We start from the raw sequence: 24,433 nt of genomic DNA, 5'->3' as shown, positions 1-24,433 counted from the left end.
TTGGGCGAGCTTGTTTTTGTACAGTCGATACTCGCTGTATTTCAGCGTTGTATACAGTCTCTAAGCTCGCTTGGTGTTTTACCCGTCCAACGCTTACAAGAGCGCCTAAAGTTTGTGATATCACTAAAAAAGAGCGCCGCAGCGGCTTGTTCATTCGAATAGCGTCGTTCAACAATATATATCATTGACTGTTGTTTTTGCCATTCGTCTTTAAGTATTTTAAAGCTGGTATTATGTTGTTTTAGCTTACGCTTTAAAGTGGCACAGCTCATACCAATACGCTGTGCGATTTGCTCGCTGGTGGCTTTGGGTGAGCTTGCGATCATGTTTGATACAAACTGTTTAAATCCTGATTTAGCGTATCGGTTAGTTGATTGCTTTAAATGATAATAAGTTAAAGCTGGGAGCGCGTTTGCTCGCTTAAAATGTAAGTACTTTTGAGGTATGGATACCATGAACACTGGGTGGTTGAACGAATACTCGCAACTTAAATGACTGTGGAATTGCTCTATATGCTTTGGCTGTGGCATTGGAAACTTTATATGATAAATAGGCCTGGTGTGATTGACTTGTGTAGTTTTAGTGGCTTGCCATTTTAGCAGGTATTCAATTAAGCCAGCCAACAACTCATAAAAAAAATTTCGTACCAATTCATGTGGCTCTGATATTGCAAAGTTAATCACAAAGTGTATTTGGTTGTTAGCACGATAGCTTTTTGCGTACATGTAAGGAAACAGTTCAAATTGGCGAAGTTGGCTCACTCTGAACATTTGTTGTAGGTTTGCAGCATGCATCAGCGCTTGGAACGCGTTGTTAGGTAGAGCATGTTAAACGCTCAGCCAGTAAAAAACTAACCCCCTCGCAGCTAAGCAATCTTGTCGCGTGTGTATCACATTATGAAGTTGCGAAAAGCAAACCTGCTTGGTATGTATTGACAGATCTTCATAAAATAACTTTGAGCCTTTGAGTATTTTGTCCGGTACAACACCACGCTGTAATGCCATTTCTACAATCGGTAGGATAAGCGTATGGGCGTTAAAAATACTTTCATCGGTTGCGAAGTAGGGGCGGCATTATGCCGCTGATTTTTGTGCATTGAGTTGCATACTGATAGATAGAGCAACACGTTTGCGAGGCCAAACTTTTAGATTCTGCCGAATTTGCATTGACTGATATAGAATCCTCACTTGAGAACAATGCGGGAAGTGCTGATTTAAGCGCCATTGAGTTGTCTTATTGTAAAAAAATTGAGTAATGGGTAAATGTTTAGCACCAACGGCACGTTAATCTATGCTGATGACAAACTACAAAACCAACCTGATATGGTTGCTAACATTATGTTTGGATATGAAAACAACACTTTGTCACGCGCTTGAGTGTAAAAACTTTAGGTATGAAGAGCAGGGTAAGCTGGTATATCAAGCTGCTCATATCCAGTTAGATAATGCACTCGATAAATTGATTGTAAATTTTTACAGTACACCTAAAGCCGCAATGGGTGAGCTCGTTAAAGAAAGGAGTTTCAGCTTTAGCCGTAGAAGCCAAAAATAACAATGGTTCACGCTAAAAATTATTGCACCTAGCAAAATGAATATGTCGTAATGATAAAAAATACCATTCACTGAGTTGAGGGTAGGCAGACAGCTCCACGTTTTTGGGGGACAATTGCTAAAAATCAAAGCCCCCATTTTATTCAAAGTATCTTTTGGTGTTGAATTGCAAAGAAAAGTTTTTATGTCAAAATTATGAATGTTTTTTTACTCTCTCGGGTGTTTGGCTAATTTATATTTTAATTTTAATTGGTAAAACTAAGCTAAATATGCGTAGCAACTTAGATATATTATCTATCTTTATTTTTCAGATTAAAAACTATTGATAAAGATCATTGCATGCTAATTGCGAATGTGATTTATTGAATCTTGAGGTTTGGCCAACCCTGCTCTAACTCAGTGCCTCAACTGTTAGACAGTTTGTAGATAGCAGCTGTTATAAGGTGAGTGTGCTGTTTGTTCTCAATTATTCAATTATGCGTGATGTGCGCTAGATACACATCAGTTAAAAAACAATTTCTGTGTGATCAATAAGGTGAGTAATTAGTTCTCATAGGCGTGCTAAGAATCACGCCTATAAAGTTGAATATCACAGGTTTATTAACTAAATATTAAGTGTTGATGATGATTGCAATCATTCGGATTGTGTTCGCAACACATTTGAAAAGAAAAGGTGAGGATTTTACCTATGAAGAGACAGAAAAGAGATCGCTTAGAAAGAGCACATTCACAAGGATTTAAAGCCGGGCTGGCAGGTAGATCGAAAGAATTATGTCCATATCAACAAGTTGAACCAAGATCAGAATGGTTAGGTGGATGGCGAGAGGCGATTGAAAATCGTAATACTTTTAAAACTTAATAATCCAAACACGAATTTAAATACAACAAAGCCCCTTTACGGGGCTTTGTTGTTTAAGCAGAATGTAACTTAAAATGCGCTGGTATCTTGAAACAGGCCTACTTTTAGGTCTTTTGCTTCGTAAATTACGCGCCCATCTACTTCTACAGTTCCATCAGCCATACCCATGAATAATTTACGCTTAATAACACGCTTCATATCGATTCTGTAGGTTACTTTTTTAGCAGTAGGAAGAATTTGACCCGTGAATTTTACTTCACCAACGCCCAATGCTCGACCAAGACCTGGACCACCAGACCATCCTAGGAAAAAGCCTACAAGTTGCCACATTGCGTCTAAGCCAAGGCAACCAGGCATAACTGGGTCGCCTTTAAAGTGGCAATCAAAAAACCAAAGGCTAGGATCTATATCTAATTCAGCGATGATATGACCTTTGCCAAATTCGCCACCATTGTCATTAATTTCAACGATACGGTCCATCATTAACATGTTGTCACTTGGCAGGCGGCAGTTACCTTCACCGAACATTTCACCGCGACCACATATGATTAATTCTTCTTTTGTATAGCTATTTTTTGGTTCCATAGTTCATAATCTTTGCTGAAAATTTCGGAGCTACTTTAGCGTACAGATGTACGCTAAACAACTCTGAACAGTTAAAAGTTGCAGTTATTTAAGAATAATTATCATTAAAAGTAAATTCTTCTACGCTTATAGGGCGATCTTTGTCTTAAAAAACTTTATAATACAGCCAGTATTTAACTAATTTACCGGAAGTTTATGATCCTTTTTGTAGATGCACTAACTGTCATTGATTTTTCTTTCCTTTGTAATAAACGTGGCGCGGTCGGCGAAAGTTGGATTGTTGATTTAACGTTACATGGCCAACTTAATGACGAGTCGATGGTTTTGGATTTCGCGTTAGTTAAAAAGCAAATCAAGCGTATCATTGATGACACGATAGATCATAAACTCGCGATTGCTAAGGGCGTAAATGGTGAAGTTAAATTAGAAAACGGCAGAGTTTACTTGGATTGCCAATTTGGCGACTCCAATCACTTAGCGATGAGTGCACCAGAGCAAGCGGTTTGTGTTATTAACGATGAAGTGGTTAGTGAGCAAAGTGTTATCGACTTTTTGAAGTCAGTTATTATGCCTAATATGCCAAGTAATGTTAAAGACATTGGCATAGAACTTAGGCCAGAACAAAGTGAAAGCTTTTATTATCACTATAGTCATGGATTGAAAAAACATGACGGTAACTGCCAGCGCATCATTCATGGCCATCGCTCGCAAATTGGTGTGTTTGTTGACGGCATGAAACACCCCAGATTGCAAAAAGAGTGGGCAAGTAGATGGCAGGATATTTATTTGGGCACTGAAGAAGATATCATTAAAAGCGATGAATTAAAGAGTATCAAAGCTAAATCAGACGATATTTGTTTTGCATATGAGTCTAGCCAGGGCTATTTCGAACTCGCTATCAGTCAAAGCTGCTGCGATATCTTACCATGTGACACGACCGTGGAGTGTATTGCCGAATATTTGGCTCAGCAAATTAAACATGATTTGCCTGATAACACTATTACTGTAAAAGCGTTTGAAGGTGTTGGTAAAGGAGCAATCGCACATGCCTAAAAACATGGGCACTGTATTTGGCTTTTTACTGTCAACGTTGCCATTTTTAACATCTGCACTAGAGCTAAAAGGTCACTTAACACAAGGTGGCATGGTGATCGGACAGCTTGAAAATGTCTCTCACGTTAGCCTCAACGGCAAGCAGTTAAAAATCACTCCTAAAGGTGAGTTTGTATTTGGTTTTGGCCGTGATGCAAAAACTACGCATACGTTAACTTGGCTTGATGATAAGCAAGTTAAGCATGAGAAAGAAATTATTATTACGCAGCGCGAATTTAAAATAGATAAAATTACAGGAGTGGAGAAGAAATATGTTTCTCCGCCTAAGTCTGTTTTGGAGAGAATTCGCTCTGAGGCAAAAGCAGTTAGACAAGCGCGTGCGACTGACTCAGATTTAGAATATTTTAAAGAACCTGTTCTTAGGCCTGCACCTGGTCGTATCTCAGGCGTGTATGGCAGTCAGCGATTTTTTAACGGCAAGCCACGCAATCCACATTACGGCCTTGATATAGCAAATAAAACCGGAACCCCAGTATTGGCACCACTACCAGGAGTAGTAACGTTTGCAGATCCTGATCTGTATTACAGCGGAGGGACTGTCATTGTTGATCACGGGTATGGGATCAGCTCAACCTACATTCATTTAAACAAACTCCATGTTAAAGTTGGCGATAAATTAGCAACAGGCGACCATTTCGCAGATATTGGCGCGACGGGTAGAGTGACCGGCCCTCATTTAGATTGGCGTTTTAATTGGTATAACGAACGACTTGACCCACAATTATTAATGCAAGATACATTGGCGAACAAAAGTAGTAACAAATGACACAGATAGATAAAGAAGCAATCATTGCGAAACGAATAGAAGATTCAGTAACGTCTGTCACAAAAACAGTATTTCCAGGCAGAACTAATCACCATAATACGTTATTTGGTGGGGACGCTCTTGCTTGGATGGATGAGGTTGCATTTATAGCTGCGACGCGTTTTTGTCGCAAGCCACTTGTAACTATTTCTTCAGATAGGGTGGATTTTAAAGAGGCAATTCCCGCAGGCACTTTTGCTGAATTGGTATCGCGCGTTGTACATGTGGGCAATACGAGTTTGAAAGTAGAAGTTGAAATATACTTAGAGCGCATGCATAAAGATGATAAGCACCTTGCTATCTCGGGTAGCTTTACCTTTGTTGCTGTTGATGATAACCATAGACCGACCCCCGTGGTATGCGAAAAAATGTTGTCTGGTTTTAAATAAAAGACGTGAAAAAAGTAGGCCACAGTGTGTGGCTTACTTTTTATGTGTAAAAGAACACATCATACAGTTAATTCTTAATAGCGTAAGTTTAGCTTCGCATGAATAAATATAAAAAGTTAACCAATCCCTAGTTTGAAACCTTATTCATTGTGCGTTGCAAATTGCAAACACATCTAAATTATTCAATTAAATCAGTACTCTTTTTTTGGCGCAAATTTTGAAGTGGTAATGCAAGGCACCATTGTTGGAGTTTGATATGAGGTTTTGTTTAACCCTGATTTATTGCGTTGCGTTAATCGCCTGTGGCGGTTCATCAGAAGAGCAAGCTAAGTCGACGGATATTATAAATCAAAGTGCACAAGAGCAGAGTGTACAACCTGCATCTGAGCAATCTAATTCGTTGTCAACGTTATTGAGTGATACGCCTGCTGGTGAAGAGTTTGTGTTTTCTCAATTTCGTGAGCACAACATCGTAATTGAGCCTGAAAGCTACGATTTTAGTGCAAATACTGTGTTCATAAAAGTCTATACAGAGCAGGGCAAGTTATTATTTTTGGGCGGAGTCAAAGGAGAGCTCAACTTAAGTTTATATATAGAAAATGTCGTGTCTAACGTGTTTGTAGATATGTTTTCAACGGTTGCGGGTGACCCTCAAATTACAATGGAGATTAACTTATGAAGTGGTTAATTTTTATCTTGGTTGTTGTTATTAGTATGAATACGCAAGCGTTCGAATCAGTGAAGCTCAAAGATACGATACGCCAAGGTTATGGAGACATTGATTTATTTGTTGCTCACATTGCAGACAAAAATCCTACAGCTGAAGCATTAGAATGGTTTAGGCAAGACAATAGCGGAAGTTTGGTATTTGCGATTGATGTAAACGAGGCAGCAAGTGGCAGCGAAAAAGCACAATCCCAAGGCGTAACGATAAAATATGCATACTTAACGATACGCACTCCTAATGGTACAAATGTTTACTCAACGTTTTCAACACCAACAAGTACGGTGGTCGCGCCGAAAAGCGACACTCAGCGTGCTCAATATTACACAGTGATTGGGGATAGCGGGTCTTCTAGGATAACAGGTAGTAAGGACAGTGATATTTATGGCTCGTCATTCGATGGAACTTTGTCGATAGTTGTTCCTGATAGCTTGTCAGACGCTGTGAGTGCAATATTAACGGTTGAGTTTTTACAAACGAATATTGAGCTAGGTGATCCTGAGGCTTTTTATGACTACGGGGCAGGGTACGAAGATGTGGCTCTTTTAAGTAGTCAAGATAAAGAGTATTTAGAGCAACTCGCAGCAGGGTTAGATGAAGCTCCTTTGGTAATTGCGAATAACTCCGAAGTAACGTCACCAGATTCATGGGTTTACTACCCAAGTAATAGTTCGTATTTTGTTGTAAGTTATGAAGACAGTTATCCTAACAAAGGTGATTACGATTTTAATGATCTGATTGTTGGTTACCAAGTAGGTTTTGGAATGTTAAACAATGAGGTGGTTTCAATTAATGCAACAGGGTACATGATAGCGCGAGGCGCATCATATACTCATGATTGGTATTTACACATTCCGTTTGCAAGTTCAGTGTCAGGCTCGGCAACCATAAGCATGTTTAAGCCAGGGTCGCAGACGCCAATTTTTGGATATCCACAATCAAAAACCTTCTCTGATTCTGTTGATTTACTCATATTTGAAGACAGTAAAAGTTTAATGTCTGTTCCGGGCTATGAATTTGTTAATACGCTGCCAGATGTCCCTATTATAAAAGGAAATAAATTTAGCGTAGTAGTAAATTTGGATAGTCCAGTTCCTGCAAATGAAATGCCTAGCGCGCCATACGACCCTTATTTGTACACTGAAGTTACCGGGCATGAAGTACATTTACCGGGCAATGTGGCTCGATTAGCATTTTCTGCCAACAGTGGCAGCATAGATACGCAATTTAAAGATACTCAGGGATATCCATATGCATTGGTCTTCCCAGATGATTGGCTCCCTCCAATTGAATATGTAGATTTAGGTCAAGCATATAGTAAGTTTTTATCTTATAGCCGAGGTGATGGTACGTCAGATGCGAGTTGGTATTTGAGCCCGAACACAGAAAGCACCAAAGACATCGGCAAATCAATTTGGATGTGGTAACAATATATACGATAAAAGCTAACGGTTTTAGCTTTTATTCTTTTTCATTTTTTTGCTGAGCGATTGAAAAATATGACGATGAAATATATCAATCTCGCTTTATATTTCTGCTTCATAAGCATAGCTTTTTTAGCAAAGGACTATGGGTATGTCGGAGATTTGATAGGGAGTTTTCGCTATCAGTGGTTACTGTTTTCTTTTATACCGGCTACGTTAATCGCATATCACAACAAGAAGTTAGCACTTTGTTTGCTAACAGCATCATTGTTTCTTACGGGGTTGCACCTCAACTGGCAAAGTTATTTTCTTAGCGAACCTGAAAAGAAAACACAACTCACGGTCAAGCAGATAAACTTATCCTACTTTAACCCATATATTAAAAAAGAGTTGGCTAAACTTGCTAAGGAGGATTGGGATTTACTCGTCGTTCAAGAGTTTAATGATCAACATAAGCCACTATTTGAATCAATAAAGCCACATTACTTTAAGTTTGGCCCTTCACAGAGGGTTGGTTTTCCCATGGGGATTGGCGTAATTACACGTTATCCAATAATAAGTAGTAAAGTGGTATTTACCCACAAGGAGCGGGTGGGTTATGTGGAGCTAGACTTATTAATTGCACGCGAGGTTATCAAGCTATTCGCTATTCATCCACCGTCACCAAGAACCAGACGCGATTGGCAACTTCGCAATGCGCTATTAAAACGCTTACATAATGAGACCAAAGACGCTGCTGGGCGATGGGTTATAAGCGGTGATTTTAACACTGTTCCTTGGTCAGTTTATTTTCCTTTTAAAAACAGTTTGTCTTGCTCTCAAGTTCGCGTTAATTATCATACATGGCACTATGATAGTGCGCTGCTCTTCAGTTTAATAGAACTTCCAATAGATAATTGTATAGTAAGTGAAGCAATTGCTATAACGGACTTGCAGATTGAACAATTTAATGGCAGCGACCATAAACTACTAAGCTATCAAATTACTTTTTAATGCTTTTAGCTCACTTTTCAAGGCACAGTTTTGTAGCAATAGAGCAACTATCGACTCAAGTTCAAAGTTATCCCATGGCTTAGAAACGATAATATGAGCAATATCTTTATTCAGTGCGCCTCTGCACTCGTCTAAGTCAGTGTATCCGCTTATCAGCATTCTTCCAGAGTCAGGAAAACACTGCGCAAATTGTGTTAACACTTCAAAACCATCGAGATAGGGCATTTTTATATCCGACAGAATAAGGTCATATTGGTTACTCTTAAAGCTCTCTACCGCTTTGGTTGGATCGTTATATAGGTGTAATTCATAGTGTCGTGCAAAGAGCCGGTTTAGCGCTCTTAAAACTGGCTCTTCATCGTCAACAATAATTATTTTGTACATATTTTAACCTTATACAATAAGCTGCTTTAAACTATGCATTAAATGCTTGGCATTTCTGGCGTGTGGGTTTAACCCAAATGCACACGCGGTGTAGAAAAGTGCATTGAGCGTTTTACCTTGTTCTGAGAAATACTCTGCGTAACATTCATTCATTCTCGCTTTCGTTTTTATTTTCGTGCTAAAGCTTACCGAAGATTGAGCGTAAACACGCTTAATAATACTTTGCATAGCCTCTAAACGACGCACTCTATTTGCTGTTATTGAACCTGAGCGCATTAAATAACCCATAGCGCATTGATAAGTGTATGCAACATTTCCTATCGACGCGAGGTTTAGCCAGCAATCCCAATCGCTTGCACTTTTTAACGTTGGGTCAAATTTATTGACTCTTCTAATCGCGTTTGCCGAGACCATTACTGAAGACGTGCCAATTACGTTTGCATGCAATAACAAGTCTAGTGGGTTTGCGAGTGTTGTGTAGTTAGTTGAGCTTTTAAGGCCTGGTTGATAAAACTCTGGCCAATACGAAAAGCAGTCAATGATAGGGTGGTAATTTTCGTTTACGTGCATGTAGTTTGTAAACGTCAATACACATTCTGGGTGAGCTTTCATGTGTTGATATTGTGCTTTTAACTTGTCATCAATCCAATAATCATCAGCGTCTAAAAATGCGATATAGGGTGCTCGAGCAATATCAATTGCTCGGTTTCGTGCGGCAACTACGCCAGCCCTTTGTTGTTTTATTAACACCAAGTTTGATATTGTCTTTTGAGCAAGTTCTAACCACTCAATACTGCCATCATCCGACCCATCATCAACCACTATGATCTCTACAATGAGTCCAGTTTGTTTCAAAATACTTGCAAATGCGATTGGCAAATATTGCTTGCAGTTAAAATTTGCAATGATAACGCTTACATCATATTTCATGTCGGTAGTCTCTTAGCGAACAGTAAACGTCTCTACGCAATTTAAGCGCCAATGTGAACACCAAGATTTTAGTAGCGTAACGAGATGGGATTTATAAATTGCGTTGCAATATGCAAAAAATGGCTTCTAAATTGCTAATCGACACTGTAAATGTGCAACATTTTGGTAGGTATGATTATTGCCACTACTAGTTACCATATTTAGGAGTGCCTTTTATGAAACACATCGCCATTTTAGTGCCGAGCTTTCCAATCGCCTCAGAAACATTTGTGATCACAGAGATAAACGCGTTAGTTTCTGCTGGCCACAAGGTGTCGGTTTTAACATTTGAGACCCACAATACACCTAACCAACTAAGCGCTGGCGTGGATGTCTATTGTATAGCAAAACCATCAATACGTGATTTATTAAAAGTAGGGATTTTTAACTCAAGAACACCCTATGCTATTAACACTGCTGCAAAGTTTAACTCTATATCAACGTTGTCTTTGTTAGGCTACGGTGCTGCCATTGCGCAACAAATTAAAATGATTAACGCTGAACATTTACATTGTCATTTTATGCATGGACCTTTGGCTTATGGAATAGTGGCTGCAAAACTTGCAAACATAACGGTATCTTCTATTGGACATGGGCACGATGTATATGTGAATGGTGCAGACATCAAGCATAAACTCAATGAATGCGACTTTGTTGTTGCTGTTTGCAAAGATATGAAGTCGCAATTTGAAAGAGTGTCTCGAACTCAAACTAAGCTGCTGCATTGCGGGGTTAATCTTAACTTTTTTTCAAACAAGGTAACGGCATTAAACTCCGACATAAAACTTATTTTTATTGGCCGTCTTGTTGAAAAGAAAGGCCTACAGTTCTTATTGCCAGTAATAAAGAGATTGCAAAAACACGTTTTTGTATCATTAGATATTGTAGGAGACGGTCCGTTATTCGAAGAGCTCGAGCGACTTAGCTATGCGCTTGGAATAAATCGTCAAGTGCGGTTTCTTGGTAGAAAGTCACCTAAATGGATAGCTGAAAACTGCAGCAAATATTCCGCTCTCGTTGCCCCGTTTTGTATTGCGCTCAATGGAGATAGAGACACTGGCCCTTTGGTTCTAAAAGAAGCAATGGCCTGTGGTATCCCTGTGTTATCTACACGACTCATGGGGGTGAAGGAAATCGTTACCAAACAGGTTGGAATGCTTTGCGAGCCGGGTGATGAAGGTGCTTTGTACCAAATGTTAAAAGAATTTTGCCAGTTAAGTCCTTATGTTCGTTACGTTATGGGGGAGAACGCCAATCAATTAGTCTCTCGTTACTTTAATGCTCAGTTACAAGCTAAAAAGCTTTCAAGCTGGGTTCAAGCTTTATAAAGGCTGTGAATGATGAGTGGTCTAAAGCAAGTCGCATATTATGGGGTAGCCGTCTTGATACTCAAAGGGCTGGGCTTTTTTATGTTGCCAGTCTTTACTCGAGTGCTTAATCAGCAAGAGTACGGCTACTTAAATTTTTTGGTTACGCTATGTGCCGCATGCTCTGTGATTCTCAGCTTTGGGCTACCTGAACTTATCTTTAGACACAAACAAACATATAAACATGAACTCAATTCACTGATCACAGAGTGTGTGTTAGTAAGTTTAACTGGTTGTTTAGTATTAACGTTATTAGTCTGTCTGAATATCGACTCATTAGTTTTATTATTACCAGTAAACGTCGATAAACTAGACATTTACTTACTACTAGTCAACTTGTGTTGCTCAGCTTTACTATCGATTCCATATAGTTATTGGCGTTTGCAAAACAAGGCTAAGTCGTACTGTTGTGCGTGTGTAGCTCACGGGTTATCTCAGACTATGCTATCGCTGTTTTTACTTTTTCTTGGGCTTGGTGTTACTGGGGTTATGCTGTCAGGCGCAATATGCTCTTTAGTTATTTTAGTGTTGGCATTAATTAGAGTTAGAAAGTCTTTAATTTTTTCCTTCGCTACTCGTGAAGCCGTCATTAAGCGTAGAGATTTTTACTTTATGTCTTCAATTGTACTTTCAAGTATTTGTTTGTACGTGGGTAACGGAGCAGAAAATTGGTTTATTGTTGCTAACTCAAATACGCAGACGCTTGCTATTTACTTTGTAGCAGCACAATTTGCACTTATGACCTCATTTGCCTTTGAGCCGGTAAGAATGTGGTGGTTTGCTAAGCGGTTTGAAAAGCACAATAACAACGCAGCGCTTTATGGATATGAAGCTACTCGATGCTTAAATATCGCTATTTTCATTAGTTTAGTCATGTTGATATTAAGCGAGCAATTATTAGTGCTAATGTTGCCTGATAATTATGCTCAAAGCGCAACTTGGGTACCACTGTTAATTATCGTTGTAATTTTTCGCCATCATGCTGACTTACTCAATATAGGCTGTTTTTTAGTTCACAATGCTAAGTATGTGTTTGTTATTAATGCAGCAGCCGCACTGTTAATGTTGGCTTTGATGGCGGTGCTGGTACCAAAGTATTTAATGACGGGCGCTGTGTTTTCACTAATTACTGTGCACGGGCTACGGGCGCTCGCTTTTTATATAACGAGTCAAATGCTTGCGCCAATTCCATATAAATTGTCTCAGGTTATCGTGGCTTGGCTATGTCTATTTATACTCATATTGATTGGGTACTCCAACACCGACTATGTAACTATAAAGCGCCTGCTTGTGTTAAGCATATACGGTGCATATTTAGTGCGGCTGTATTTTCATGATATCTCAAAGATAGCAAAGCAACTTGCCACTGTTTGTGGGTACAAATATGCGTGAACTAATCTACCAAAACAGGTTATTTTTGACTGGTTTTGCCATCACGCTGGTCGTTATAAGCGCCTATAAAGGCGTGGGTATATTGGGCGCTTTTGCATTAATTGCTTTACCATTTGCTGCGTTTAGTGCTGTCCGAGCCAGCATTGCATTTATTATTCTATTTATTTTGTTCAGCTATTTTCGTTTGCATGAGGCATTTCCCGTTTTGATGCCTTTTAAAATTCCCAAGCTACTTGCTCTTGCTTCACTGCTAGGTATCTTTTGGCATTTGCTTATTTCAAAGCAGCTTAAACCTCATTGGCATACTTGCCACGTGCTTTTTGTCATTTTGTTTTTGTGGCTCACTGTGTGTGTATTTATGGCAAGTAACCGAAGCATAGCAATTGAATATTGGAGTGGTGTGCTTACTAAAGTGTTCATTATGGTATTTGCAATAAGTTGGTGGATGACCAGCGTAAAGCATTTCGCCATAGTGCGTATCGGTATTATGTTGTCTGGTGTCGCGGTTGCGCTTGTTGCAATAAGCAATAAAGCAAATGGAATAGGGTTAGTTGAAGGCACTCGCGTTACCATCTCTCGCGAATTACGCTCGCAACTAGGCGATCCAAATGACCTGTCGCTGGTTTTAATGTTTCCTGTATCGTTTCTGGCCGCCGAAGTGTTCGATAAAAGAAACAATAAATCGAGAAGGCTTCTGGCTGCTGCAGGCTTATTTCTGGTGATCAGCGGCGTTATTGCAACGCAAAGTCGGGGTGGGTTACTTGGTATCGCAGCTGTGCTCAGTTTTTTTATTTATCAGAGGGTAAAAAACCCGGTTATCGTCGCAACAGTTGGTGTTTTGGGTATGCTGATGATGGTGGTATTTGCGGGTATAACAGATAGGCAAAGCGGTGGCGCAGCTGAAGAAGGCGTTGATGCATCGGCAATGGGGAGAATTTATGCGTGGCAAGCGGCGATTAATATGGCTCTTGGTAATCCTCTAACTGGAGTCGGTGTAAATAATTTTTTTGCTAATTACTATTTTTACAGCCCGCATTGGGATGGCAAGAATCATGCAGTGCATAGCACATGGTTTCAGGTATTAGGTGAAACCGGATTCGTTGGTTTACTTATCTTCATTATGTTGATCATGGGTGTATTTAGAAGTTTAGCGAGAATTGAGCGTTTGAATGCATTGAACCAGGATAAACAGTTGATCACAAACAGCCTTGCACTGAAAGCAGGCATGATTGGTTTTATGGTATCTGGCACCTTTTTAACGCAAGCTTTCACTTGGCCTTTATACATTATTTTATCGTTGACGATAGCACTTGAAAAACTCTCGTCAGATAAAACGAGGAGGAAAAATGTACTTAGCAATGAAAAAATGGTTAAAAACCAGTGAGCACCCCATGGCTGACAAATTATTCAAGTTGGCTAAACGTGTTCGTAATCCGCAATGCATAGTAATTCCCTTATTGCATAACAGTGTTTACAACATACACCGTTTTTTAAGTACCGTGTTGTCAGAAGCTTTGCGGATTATTTACTACACCCCTGTATTTAAGAGTCAGGTGAAAGGCTCTGCGCGTAATTTGTGTTTGTACAGTGGAATGCCGCAAGTATTAGGGGAGTTGTCTATTACGTTAGGAGATGACGTAAGGCTTTCGGGCATAACTACCTTTTGCGCTAGAAGCACAGCGCATGAAACGCCCAAGCTTATCGTCGGTAATAATGTGGATATCGGCTGGCAGAATGCGTTTTCTGTGGGCACCAAAATCGTACTAGAAGACAATGTTAGGCTAGCGGGGCGTATTTTTTTAGCCGGTTTTTCTGGCCACCCAATTGACTGTAAAGCACGTGCACTTGGCTTACCTGACGAAGATCATCAAGCTAAAGATATTATTATCAAGCAAGGCGCTTGGTTGGGTACCGGCGTTACTGTGCTAGCTGGTGTAACCATTGGCGAGGGCGCAATTATTGGTGCCGGGGCAGTGGTTACAAAAGATGTGCCCGCATACTGCATTGCAGCAGGTAATCCCGCTCAGGTTGTAAAACAAATTATTAATAAGGGGTAGGTGATGAAATTCATTGTATTTGGGGAAGACTGGGGTGGCCTTCCCAGTAGTACTCAGCATTTATTTAAGCACCTAAGTAAAAGCCACAATGTACACTGGGTTAACTCTGTAGGAATGCGCAGGCCAAAAATGAATAAAACTGACTTTGTGAGGTTGTGTACCAAAGCATGGGCCTTTTTGACAAAGAGTAGGCAACATGCAAAACGACTAAATGATCACAATTTAAAGAAAGTAAGCAGTTTGGCTATTTTGCCTTGGCATAATAACAAATTAGTTAATTTGATAAATAAAGCCCTGTGGTTACTGCAATTAGGTGAAAATAAGGACCAAGAGCCCATCATTTATTGGATAAGTGTGCCTACTGCAATGAGCTTTATAAAGCTAAGGAGACAAGACAAACTTATCTATTATTGTGGAGACGAGTTTGGTGCTTTAGCTGGGGTTGACCATGATATGGTCGCGCCATTTGAGCAAACACTAATAGAGCGTGCTCATCTAATCTACGTGGTTAGCGAAAAACTGAAACGAAAAATGCCGCAAAGTAAAACTAAATTGCTAACCCACGGTGTGGATTTTGAGCTATTTAATCATCCAACTCCAGCAAATAGGATGTTATCTAAACATCAGCGCAAAGTAGGGTTTTACGGTTCAATCAACACATGGTTAGACGTTGCTTTGTTGATACAACTGGCCAAACAAAGACCTCATTATGAGCTATACCTCATAGGTGCTGTAATAAACTACACGAGCGAGATAGAAACTTTATTTTCTTTGCCTAATGTTATTCATATTGATGCCGTTGACCATAAAACATTGCCGAGCTTTTCTCAACATTGGCACGTATCGATTATGCCATTTTTAGACAATGAGCAAATTAGAGCATGTAACCCACTTAAGTTAAAAGAGTATTTAGCTGCAGGTACGCCAATCGTAACAACTCATTTTCCTGCTGCTCTGCAGTTTAAACAGACACTGTTTATTGCTAATGATGTCGACAGCTTTATCGAAGCGGTTGATATGGCGATGAGCGTTAAAGAGTTGCCAGACCTAAACTGGCAGTATTCTCAAGCACAGTTGGCTGCGCCCCATAGTTGGCATTCAAAAGCACAGCAAGTATCACAGACACTTAGCTTACTTCCTTAAATAGTCCGGTAAATATTTGGGTCAGGGTGTTTTGGCCCATAATCTGCAATCTTCCCTTTATCTTGCTCATTAATGGGCATTGTTTTCAAAATGCAAATGAAGACGTGCGTTTTCAATTGCAATATGCAAAAAAGGTAGAATGCATGCTAGTAAAGGAACAAATTAAAAGACTCGCTTATTTATCGCTATATGCACTATATAGTCGTTTTAAGCTGTTTATTGTGCCTGTATGCATTGTCCCAGTTGTGGTTTTTGTACTGTCCGCCACAGCGCAAAAGCAATATGTAACTCATGCGACTATTTTGATAGAAGAATCCTCTTTGCTGAACCCGTTTTTAGATGACCTGTCGTTTTCATTTGAGCTATCTAATCGGATAGATGCGCTTCGCACTTTAGTTATCAGTCGTAAAGTGCTTATCGCGGTTGCTAAAGAAACAGAACTTATCCAACCTGATGCAAGTAACAAAGAAGTTGAAAAAATTCATCAACAGCTCGCAAATGCGCTTTCTTTATCCTTAGTGGGCGATGAACTCGTTAGGATCCATTTAAAATGGCACGAACCTGCGAAGATGAAACTAATCCTAGAGAAGGTCGTAGAAAAATTTATAGAAAGGCTGCTTGCACCAACTAAAGCGTCCCTCGATACCTCAGAACAGTTTTTCTATAAACAACTAGATACGCTCAGACAAGAACTAGAACACTCGGAAGATGAGCTTGCCAAGTTTAAAGTTAAGTACAGTGATACGTTACCTGAAGTACTCAATAGTAATCGGCAAACATTGGATAGGCTGTTAAGTGATAAGCAAAACAAGTTTATTGAATTATCTGGTGCTAAAGCCAAATTAAGCAATTTAGCGAGTAAGATGGCGCAAGCTAATCCTGTGTTAGGAAATTTGGAAGAAAAGATCATTCGATTACGCTCGCAGTTGAGCTTATTAAAGACACGGTATACCGATAAGCACTCAAAGGTTATTGAAAAATCAAGACAGTTAGACAGTTTGCTCAACAGGCAGCAAGTGCTATTGAGTGAAGGCAAAGAGTTACAAAAAATAGACATAGATCGGTTGTGGCAAATGGCCAATACCATGCCTATTTCTCAAAGTGGAGAAAGTAGTGTTTTAGTATCGCAAATTGTTGCTTTGCAAGATGCAAAGAGCATGGTTGAACAGCTTCAGCAAGAATTTAATATGCTAGATAGCCAAGTTAAAGGGTTGGGTAAACGCTTATTAGTAACCAGTGATATTGAAAAACAACTCAGCAAATTACAGCGCGATTATGATGTAAAACAAGCACTGTATAAAGAAATGCTTGGGCGCTATGAGATGGCCAAAGTGACAGGAAAACTCGTCAAGTACGAAGGCCCAGATAAAGTTAAAACCATAGAGCGCGCATACAGCCCTACGCAACCGATTAACACGTCACTGGCTTTATCTTTAGTTTTGGGTGTTTTACTAGGTTTATTTACAGGTATCGCCAGTGTGTTTATAGCAACGCTATGCGATAGCCATTTAAAAGACATCACAACCATTGAAAAACTCTCAGCGGGGCCTGTTTTAACAGTGCTTCCGATCATTCATGACCCGCATGCTCCTGATTTAAATCATATTGTTGAGGATGCGCAACATAGAGGTAACTCACTATGAAAGTACTTCACTTAGTTCAACATTTGAAAATTGGCGGTTTAGAGAAAATGGCCGTGTCTTTAGTTAAACAAAGTCGCTTCTGTGATGACATGCGCATATCGGCGCTTGAAGGCAATAAAGCAGACAGCCTCATACACTGGCCTGAATTGAAAGAGCTAGGCAATTGCATCGATTTTCTTGAAAAAAAACAGAAATTCGACTTTGCCGTGGTAAGCAAGTTGGTTCGGTTAATCGACAAGTATGAGATTTCAATTATTCATAGTCACCATATTGGGCCAATGCTCTATGCTTGCTTAGCTTGTCTTAAGCGACCATCTGTAAAGCATGTATCGACGGTGCACGATGCATGGTACCTAAACGGTATAAAGCCAAGAATATTAACCAAAATTTTGAACACAGCCTCACCAGTACATTGGATTGCAGATGCAAACGTTGTTGCTACTGATTTTTATGCTCAAACATCAATAATGCCAAAAGAAACCATTTTAAATGGGATTGATTGCAATAAATTTTCGTCAATCAATATGCACTATGCACGTTTCCAATTAGATCTACCTAAAAAAGTGAAAATAATTGGCTGCGCCGCACGCTTGGAAACAGGCAAAGGACACACTCTTTTAATTGATGCTTTAAAAGCACTGCCTCAAGAATATCATTTAGCGTTTGCAGGACAAGGTAGTCTGCACGACAGCTTAATCCAATACGCGAAAGATGCGGGGCTATGCCAACGGATACATTTTTTAGGAAATGTTCAGCAGATGGAAGTGTTTTACTCTGCCATCGATGTATTTTGTCTATTCTCGCAAAGAGAAGGTTTGCCACTGTCTATATTAGAAGCAATGGCTTGCGGTGTACCCATTGTAGCAAGCGATGTGGGCGGTATTAGTGAAGTACTAAGCGATGCACAAGGCTTTTTGTTACCACTTGGCCGGTATAAGTCACTCGCTGATACACTAATTAAAGCAGCGATGATGGCAAAGGGGGACGCCATTCGTAAGCATGCTTTGTCTATCGCTCAGATCAAAGACATGACCAACAAGTACGATCAGTTTTATTGTACGCTTTTTGCTTAAAGGGGAACCATGATGAACCTCGACACAATGTTTATTTTTCTTGCTGCGTTAGTAATTTATCATCATATTGGCTACTCGCTGATCTTAAAACTGGCTAAACGTCTTAAAAAACCATCTGTTAGGCAAGCTTCTGATACTAAAACCTTTCCACGTATTGGTGTAATGATATGCGCCTATAATGAACAGGATCATATAAGCGAAAAGCTCAACAATTTAGGCGCACAGCTTTATCCAAATGACAGATACGACATTCACGTATATTTAGATGGTTGTACTGACAACACCGAGGCGCTCGCGCAGCAAGTTAAGCTAACACTTAATGAGCAAGGCGTGACCTGTATTTTACATGTCGACAGCGTTAATAAAGGCAAAACGCATGCTGTCAATGCGCTAATCGACATAGCACAGGCACACTATGACATTTTGGTTTTCACTGATGTAAGTGCTCTCATTAGCGTTGATGCTTTCAAAAAATTAGCGTGGCAATTTGAAAATGAGCAAGTTGCAGTGATAACAGGCAAATACACACTAGATGAACAAGCACCACAGAATCAACAAGCATACTGGCGTTATCAAAATCAATTAAAGCAACTAGAGTCGAATGTCGGAGCGTTAACTGGTGTGCCAGGTGCATTGTTTGCGATCCGTGCAGACAAAGTAAAACCAATTCCTAATAACACGATTAATGATGATTTTGTGCTTGCTTCGCAGAGCAGTTTGTCGGGCGGGCAGTCTATTTTAGATGATGACATCATCATTTATGAACGTGAATGTGACGAAGAGTGTGACGATATAAAACGTCGTGAGCGGATCGGTGCAGGTAATTGGCAGCAGGCGATCATGTTAGCGCCGTTAATGAATCCGAAGTTTGGTTGGGCTTCGTTTAATTTTCTTTCTCATAAAGTGTTACGCGCCGTTATGCCACTGGTCATTGCAAGTTTATATGGGATTTCAATTGCACAAATGGTTTTGCAACAAAGTATTTGGGCGATAATCGTTTGTGCAACACTACTTACGGTGCATGGTATTGGTATATCAAACTCACAGCATCACTCAAATGGTACAATCGCAAAAATTCATTACGCATTATTGAGTTACTGGGTGGCGTTGTTCGGAATAATTAAATACTTCTTAGGCAAATATAAGACCCCATGGCAAAGAGTAGGGATAAAAAAGCTTAGGAACAATCACGTACTTTTGGCTAAGCGTATTGTTGATGTAGCCGGCGCCGCTTTTGGGTTAATCATGCTAATGCCACTTATGCTACTTACGTCGCTAGCCATAAAATTAGACACCAAAGGACCTATTTTATATAAGCAACTTCGCGTGGGTAAAAGCACCGATGAATTCGTATCGCTGTTTTATGTATACAAGTTTAGATCTATGGTTGTTGACGCAGAATCCAAAAGTGGCGCTGTTTGGGCAAGTAAAAATGATACAAGAATAACTAAAGTAGGTCGCTTTTTACGGAAAACTCGCATTGATGAGTTACCTCAACTTTGGAATGTACTGATCGGTGAAATGTCACTTATTGGCCCAAGACCAGAGCGCCCTGTATTTTACGGCAAACTAGATAAAACGATCCCATACTTTGGCTGGCGTACCTATGGCTTAAAACCGGGTATATCGGGCCTTGCACAAGTAATGAATGGCTATGATGAAAGTATTGAAGACGTTAAAAGCAAAATTGGTTGGGATTATGCCTACGTGCTTAGCTTGTCTAACAGAAAAAGTTGGTTGCAGATGGAGTGGATGATTTTAATGCGCACAATTGCTGTTGTATTTACAGGTAAAGGACAGTAGCTTTCAATGCATCAAATAAATGCGTTGCATAATGCAAATGGTCGCTTTTGATAATTTTGCATTATGCACACTTCCTTTAAATTACTATATCTATCATAAAGTTATAATTTCATAAAAGCTGGCACTTAAGTTGTAACCTCATTATTAACTCAACCGACTATGAGGTTACTCCCATGATCACTTCAATCCCAAAAAACACAACTCGTCGTGTATTAGCTTTACCAAAAGACTTTTCTGGCTTTACGGTCGACAGTTTCAGAGAAAACTTTGAGCAGCTAGCCATTTGCGAGCAAGACTTTATTGTATTGGATTTTTCTGAAACTGAGTTTATCGACTCTTCAGGTATCGGTGCGATGGTATTTTTGTACAAACGCATTGAGAAAAAGGGACAGCAACTAGCACTTCTTAAAGTTAATGGCCAACCTCACAAATTAATGAACTTGTTAAGGGTCGACAAAACAATCCCATTTATTGATAAGTTAGATGCGTAGAAGGGGCTTGAATTATGAAGCACATCACAATCAGTTTTATTGCAATGAGCGCTTTACTTGGCGGGTGTGCTTCTTGGCCCGAAGAAGGACAAGGAGGATGGGCCGAGGTATATGGTCAGTATAAGCCTAAGCTCGAGCAAGGCAACGCCGTTTTTAACGACAACATAAATGTAATTACCAACGAGTTTGAGCATTTGGCGTTAAAGTTAGAATTACTGCAAGCCCAAGGCATAAAGCAGTGTATGCCAGCACAGTTATTAAAAGCCCAAGTTTATGAAAATCGTCTCCGCCGTTTGATCAGTGCCAATATGTGGGAAGATGCTGAGCATGACCTACTCATTCATTACCATGGCTTAAATCAACTTGCACATCATTTTGATACTGTAAAGCGTGTAACGCATTGTGCTGGCGAGCAACAAAAGCCTGACAAGACAGAAAATCAAAAGAATTATATCGAGCAAATTTCTAAGTTATTAAATAGCGACAATCAATTTGCGTTTGCAGATCATCAGGTGACACCGAAATATATGGGCCGCTTAGCACAAGCTGCTGATCTAATAAAGCATATTGACGGCGTTCGTATTTTATTAGTTGGTCATACTGACAAGTTAGGCAGCACAATAAATAACTTTGAATTGGCGTTAAAAAGAGCTGATACAGTTAAACATTGGCTTAGCATATATGGCGTTAAAAACGAGCAGTTAACGACACTGACCCAAGGTGCTACCCAGCCATTTAGCGACCAGCCAACGACCGACACCGGTCGTCATTCAGACCGCCGTGTTGAAGCAATCGTGTTGAGCGCTGAGCAACTTGAAACACCAACGACAGGTCAAGCGAGTGTTCTGAAAAATTGGACCAAAGTACTGACTGAAAATCAGGAGTAGCACTATGCGTTACTTGATCTCTATCATTTTGTTGACCTTTTGTTTGGGCATAGCCGCTCAGCAAGACACGCATTCCGATGTAGTTGAAGTAGGTAACAAATTGTTTATATATTTGCCCGGCGAAGATGAATTTTCAAAGCTATTTACCGTGCAAGGCGATGGCAGCATAGTGTTACCTGAACTTGGAAAAATGCATGTTGCAAACCAAACTATTACCCAAGTTGAGCAAACGCTGAAACTAGAGTTGTCCAAAGTATTCCGCGCAATGGACGACTTTTATGTAGAAATTCGTGAACACGATATACTTATCAATGTGTTGGGATACGTTAATCAGCCGGATCAGATCAGTATACCGCGCTCTGGAAATATCCAGATGGTCATTGCCAAAGCGGGCGGTTTAAAGCCGGGGGCTCAACTAGATAAACTTCAGATCAGGCGCGATGATGAGTTCGTAGAGTTTAACTACAAAGCGTACCTAGACTCGGGCAACTTAGCGCTTTTACCTAAACTTAAAAGTGGTGACACCGTATTTGTACCAGTCTCGCCTTTACTTGGTAACGTACAGATAGACTTTGATGCACAAACGCTCAGTGCCACAGGCGATGCGAGTGCTGGCAGCGCAATAACATTGCTTGGAGAAGTACATAATCCGGGAAGCTTTGCTTTTAAAGAGAACATGAGCGTGTTAGATGCCATCATGCGCGCCGAAGGTGTGACTCGATACGCAGATGTAACAAAAATCCGCATTATAATTGATGAGTCACCCGAAATATTTGACTTAAAAGCGTATCTAGATAAACCAAGTAAACAAACCATGCCACAGCTATTGCCAGGCTCGACAATCTATGTGCCCATCATGGTTGATGATGTTAATACAACCTCGCGTACCGTCTACATTATGGGTGAAGTACAAAAGCCTGGTGCGTATGAAGCTGCCGACAATACAAACTTTTTAGATATTCTTGCCAATGCAGGAGGGCCAACTCGGTTTGCTGAAACCAGACAAATAAAAATATTGAAGCCCAACGGCGTAAATGCACTATTCGACTTGCAAGGTTATAGCGAAGGTATCGTGGATATCAGTGTGCCCGACCTTAATCCAGGCGATGTCATATTTGTGCCTGAAAAAACTGACCTCAATGAAAAAAGCTGGCTGAAAGTGCCACCCAAACGTGCGATAAAAATTATTGGAGCCGTTATGTCACCTGGTCGTTATGAATGGAGTAAAGAGATGGATCTAACCGACTTACTTGCCCACGCTGGAGGTCCGACAAAAGGCGCGAATATTAATGACATAAAAATTGTTCGTGAAGGTGAAGTCACAACTCGTTTTGATTTAGAGCAGTTCACTATAGGTGCACAAGATGCCCAGTTACCGGCCTTAACAGCCGGTGACACGATTATTATTGAAGAGTTACCCGTAGACCCGGCTGATAACAAGTCTCAATGGATCAGACAGGAATCAAGTAAATCAATATACATTATGGGGCAGGTTGGCTCGCCGGGGCGATATGCATTTAATAATCAAATGCACTTTATGGACATTTTATCAGCAGCTGATGGCCCGAATGCGAATGCTGATATTCGTAATATCCGAATTACCCATAGAAATGGCAAGCACGCAAAAGTTAGTAAACTAGACTTAGCCCTATATTTTGAAACAGGAGATGAAACGCTTTTTCCAAATGTATTGGCCGGCGATACAATTTTTATCCCAGAGAAAAATAAAAATTGGTTACAAAAGCCAAAAGATCAAGTTGTTAGGATCATGGGAGCCATTCAAAAACCGGGGCGGTACAACTTTGATGACACCATGAATCTATTAGACTTGCTAGCAGAGGCCGGTGGCCCAACTTCCACAGCCCTCATAGATAAAATAGTGGTGATAAATCACGGCTGCTGCAAAGAGCAAGCAAGGGTGTTTGACCTTGAAAAATTTGTTAAAAATCCAAACTCAACAAGGATCCCCGTACTTAGAGCCGGTGACACCCTGTATGTACCAGATAAAGGGCAGGACTTAATGAGTCAGTTTAAAGATAACTTTATAGACTTTATTACAATCATTGCACTAGTGGTGGGGCTATGAAAACAATACCTTATCAATTTCAAGAGCTTGAAAGAGTTTGCAACGAAATAACAGAGCAAAAAGCGCGCTGTGTCACATTTTTGTCGCTAACAGGTAACGGAGGTGCTAGCAGCCTTTGTAAGAGTGTGTCTTGTGGTTTAAGCGCCGAGCACAATCGTGTGCTACTAATTGATTTAAACCCATTAAACCCAACGCCATTACCCAATGGGAGCGAGACTCAATGTTGGCAGTTCGATGACATTTCCTGTCAGTTGAGCGTAATAGAAACGCCAGAGCATGATCTGTTAACTATTTCTCATTTAAACGAGCTTGAATCAGCGAAAAATAGACTGACAATGCAATATGCCATCGAACGTCTTTTACAGCAATATGACTACATTTTGATAGACATGTCGCCTGTAATGAAGCTGAATAAAGGTAATGTGCCGTTACATGCATTAAGCGCTTGTAGCAATATGACCATTTTAGTTGCAGCACTAGGGCACAATGATGAGGAATCACTCTGCCTTGGCCTAAAGCATCTGCAAGATAGTGGCCATAAGTCAGTGCGTGTTGTTGTGACACAGCACCATTTTGAGCCACTAGGAAAAAGACTGATTAGGCATTTGCAAAAATCAAGTACACGTTGGCCAAAACTAGCCAATTGGCTTGATAGTCAAATTCGTAAGCAGCACTGGCTATTTCATAACCATTAAG

General features: G+C 40.2%; 24 protein-coding genes. 20 read left to right on the top strand and 4 right to left on the bottom strand.

The features are described 5' to 3' along the window. Positions 1-41: 41 nt before the first annotated feature. Entirely contained in the window at positions 42-761 is a 720-nt protein-coding gene (locus GDK41_RS08490) for a helix-turn-helix domain-containing protein (RefSeq protein ID WP_172971583.1), read from the bottom strand. Between the two features lie 586 nt (positions 762-1,347). Between GDK41_RS08490 and GDK41_RS08485 the strand changes: the two genes are divergently transcribed. After that, positions 1,348-1,551 (top strand): hypothetical protein, encoded by a 204-nt coding sequence (locus GDK41_RS08485; RefSeq protein WP_152086002.1) that lies wholly within the window; start codon positions 1,348-1,350, stop codon positions 1,549-1,551. A 687-nt stretch (positions 1,552-2,238) separates the two neighbouring features. After that, positions 2,239-2,409: a ribosome modulation factor gene (rmf, locus tag GDK41_RS08480; protein WP_152086001.1), complete on the top strand. Its 171-nt coding sequence runs from the start codon at positions 2,239-2,241 to the stop codon at positions 2,407-2,409. Between the two features lie 69 nt (positions 2,410-2,478). Here rmf and fabA read toward each other — a convergent pair whose 3' ends face one another. Continuing rightward, a complete protein-coding gene (gene fabA / locus GDK41_RS08475; protein ID WP_152086000.1) occupies positions 2,479-2,994 on the bottom strand; it encodes a 3-hydroxyacyl-[acyl-carrier-protein] dehydratase FabA in 516 nt (171 codons plus the stop codon). Between the two features lie 195 nt (positions 2,995-3,189). Between fabA and GDK41_RS08470 the strand changes: the two genes are divergently transcribed. The 6 genes from GDK41_RS08470 to GDK41_RS08445 all read left to right on the top strand — a co-directional run bounded on the left by GDK41_RS08470 (position 3,190) and on the right by GDK41_RS08445 (position 8,442). Then, on the top strand, positions 3,190-4,047 hold the full coding sequence (locus tag GDK41_RS08470; protein ID WP_152085999.1) for a 6-carboxytetrahydropterin synthase: 858 nt from the start codon (positions 3,190-3,192) through the stop codon (positions 4,045-4,047). Between the two features lie 4 nt (positions 4,048-4,051). Further along, positions 4,052-4,873 (top strand): M23 family metallopeptidase, encoded by an 822-nt coding sequence (locus tag GDK41_RS08465; RefSeq protein WP_232056563.1) that lies wholly within the window; start codon positions 4,052-4,054, stop codon positions 4,871-4,873. Further along, on the top strand, positions 4,870-5,301 hold the full coding sequence (locus tag GDK41_RS08460) for an acyl-CoA thioesterase (RefSeq protein ID WP_152085997.1): 432 nt from the start codon (positions 4,870-4,872) through the stop codon (positions 5,299-5,301). Before GDK41_RS08465 ends, GDK41_RS08460 begins: the two co-directional genes overlap by 4 nt. Before the next feature lie 256 nt (positions 5,302-5,557). Beyond that, the gene (locus GDK41_RS08455; RefSeq protein WP_152085996.1) at positions 5,558-5,980 is read left to right on the top strand and encodes a hypothetical protein; all 423 of its coding nucleotides are present in this window, start codon (positions 5,558-5,560) and stop codon (positions 5,978-5,980) included. Then, complete coding sequence (locus GDK41_RS08450; RefSeq protein WP_197739479.1) at positions 5,977-7,452, top strand: LruC domain-containing protein; 1,476 nt, start codon at positions 5,977-5,979, stop codon at positions 7,450-7,452. Before GDK41_RS08455 ends, GDK41_RS08450 begins: the two co-directional genes overlap by 4 nt. A 72-nt stretch (positions 7,453-7,524) precedes the next feature. Beyond that, positions 7,525-8,442 (top strand): endonuclease/exonuclease/phosphatase family protein, encoded by a 918-nt coding sequence (locus tag GDK41_RS08445; RefSeq protein WP_232056436.1) that lies wholly within the window; start codon positions 7,525-7,527, stop codon positions 8,440-8,442. Here GDK41_RS08445 and GDK41_RS08440 read toward each other — a convergent pair. Both GDK41_RS08440 and GDK41_RS08435 read right to left on the bottom strand, forming a co-directional pair. Further along, positions 8,419-8,826 (bottom strand): response regulator, encoded by a 408-nt coding sequence (locus GDK41_RS08440; protein WP_152085994.1) that lies wholly within the window; start codon positions 8,824-8,826, stop codon positions 8,419-8,421. The genes GDK41_RS08445 and GDK41_RS08440 overlap by 24 nt on opposite strands. Positions 8,827-8,835: 9 nt before the next feature. After that, positions 8,836-9,756, bottom strand: coding sequence for a glycosyltransferase family 2 protein (locus GDK41_RS08435; RefSeq protein ID WP_152085993.1), 921 nt, complete (start codon positions 9,754-9,756; stop codon positions 8,836-8,838). Positions 9,757-9,971: 215 nt separating this feature from the next. Here GDK41_RS08435 and GDK41_RS08430 point away from each other — a divergent pair, with 215 nt between their 5' ends. The 12 genes from GDK41_RS08430 to GDK41_RS08375 all read left to right on the top strand — a co-directional run bounded on the left by GDK41_RS08430 (position 9,972) and on the right by GDK41_RS08375 (position 24,432). Further along, complete coding sequence (locus GDK41_RS08430) at positions 9,972-11,123, top strand: glycosyltransferase (protein WP_152085992.1); 1,152 nt, start codon at positions 9,972-9,974, stop codon at positions 11,121-11,123. A gap of 9 nt (positions 11,124-11,132) precedes the next feature. Then, the gene (locus GDK41_RS08425; protein ID WP_152085991.1) at positions 11,133-12,554 is read left to right on the top strand and encodes a lipopolysaccharide biosynthesis protein; all 1,422 of its coding nucleotides are present in this window, start codon (positions 11,133-11,135) and stop codon (positions 12,552-12,554) included. Beyond that, complete coding sequence (locus GDK41_RS08420; protein ID WP_152085990.1) at positions 12,547-13,938, top strand: O-antigen ligase family protein; 1,392 nt, start codon at positions 12,547-12,549, stop codon at positions 13,936-13,938. Before GDK41_RS08425 ends, GDK41_RS08420 begins: the two co-directional genes overlap by 8 nt. Beyond that, a complete protein-coding gene (locus tag GDK41_RS08415) occupies positions 13,901-14,611 on the top strand; it encodes an acyltransferase (RefSeq protein ID WP_152085989.1) in 711 nt (236 codons plus the stop codon). Before GDK41_RS08420 ends, GDK41_RS08415 begins: the two co-directional genes overlap by 38 nt. Before the next feature lie 3 nt (positions 14,612-14,614). Beyond that, positions 14,615-15,754: a glycosyltransferase gene (locus tag GDK41_RS08410; protein ID WP_152085988.1), complete on the top strand. Its 1,140-nt coding sequence runs from the start codon at positions 14,615-14,617 to the stop codon at positions 15,752-15,754. Positions 15,755-15,897: 143 nt separating this feature from the next. After that, a complete protein-coding gene (locus tag GDK41_RS08405; RefSeq protein ID WP_152085987.1) occupies positions 15,898-17,397 on the top strand; it encodes a GumC family protein in 1,500 nt (499 codons plus the stop codon). Then, positions 17,394-18,470, top strand: coding sequence for a glycosyltransferase (locus GDK41_RS08400; RefSeq protein ID WP_152085986.1), 1,077 nt, complete (start codon positions 17,394-17,396; stop codon positions 18,468-18,470). Before GDK41_RS08405 ends, GDK41_RS08400 begins: the two co-directional genes overlap by 4 nt. A 9-nt stretch (positions 18,471-18,479) precedes the next feature. After that, positions 18,480-20,273, top strand: a complete 1,794-nt coding sequence (locus GDK41_RS08395; protein ID WP_152085985.1) for a sugar transferase — start codon at positions 18,480-18,482, stop codon at positions 20,271-20,273. A gap of 173 nt (positions 20,274-20,446) precedes the next feature. After that, positions 20,447-20,764, top strand: a complete 318-nt coding sequence (locus tag GDK41_RS08390; protein WP_152085984.1) for an STAS domain-containing protein — start codon at positions 20,447-20,449, stop codon at positions 20,762-20,764. 14 nt (positions 20,765-20,778) lie between these two features. Then, a complete protein-coding gene (locus GDK41_RS08385) occupies positions 20,779-21,651 on the top strand; it encodes an OmpA family protein (RefSeq protein WP_152085983.1) in 873 nt (290 codons plus the stop codon). A 4-nt stretch (positions 21,652-21,655) separates the two neighbouring features. Continuing rightward, entirely contained in the window at positions 21,656-23,737 is a 2,082-nt protein-coding gene (locus tag GDK41_RS08380) for an SLBB domain-containing protein (RefSeq protein WP_152085982.1), read from the top strand. Continuing rightward, positions 23,734-24,432: a capsular biosynthesis protein gene (locus GDK41_RS08375; RefSeq protein WP_152085981.1), complete on the top strand. Its 699-nt coding sequence runs from the start codon at positions 23,734-23,736 to the stop codon at positions 24,430-24,432. Before GDK41_RS08380 ends, GDK41_RS08375 begins: the two co-directional genes overlap by 4 nt. Position 24,433 lies beyond the last annotated feature (1 nt).

The sequence above is a fragment of the Pseudoalteromonas sp. A25 genome, assembly GCF_009176705.1.
Taxonomy (GTDB): domain Bacteria; phylum Pseudomonadota; class Gammaproteobacteria; order Enterobacterales; family Alteromonadaceae; genus Pseudoalteromonas.
Note: the sequence above shows the minus strand (reverse complement) of the source record. Positions and strands in the feature narration are given on the sequence as shown.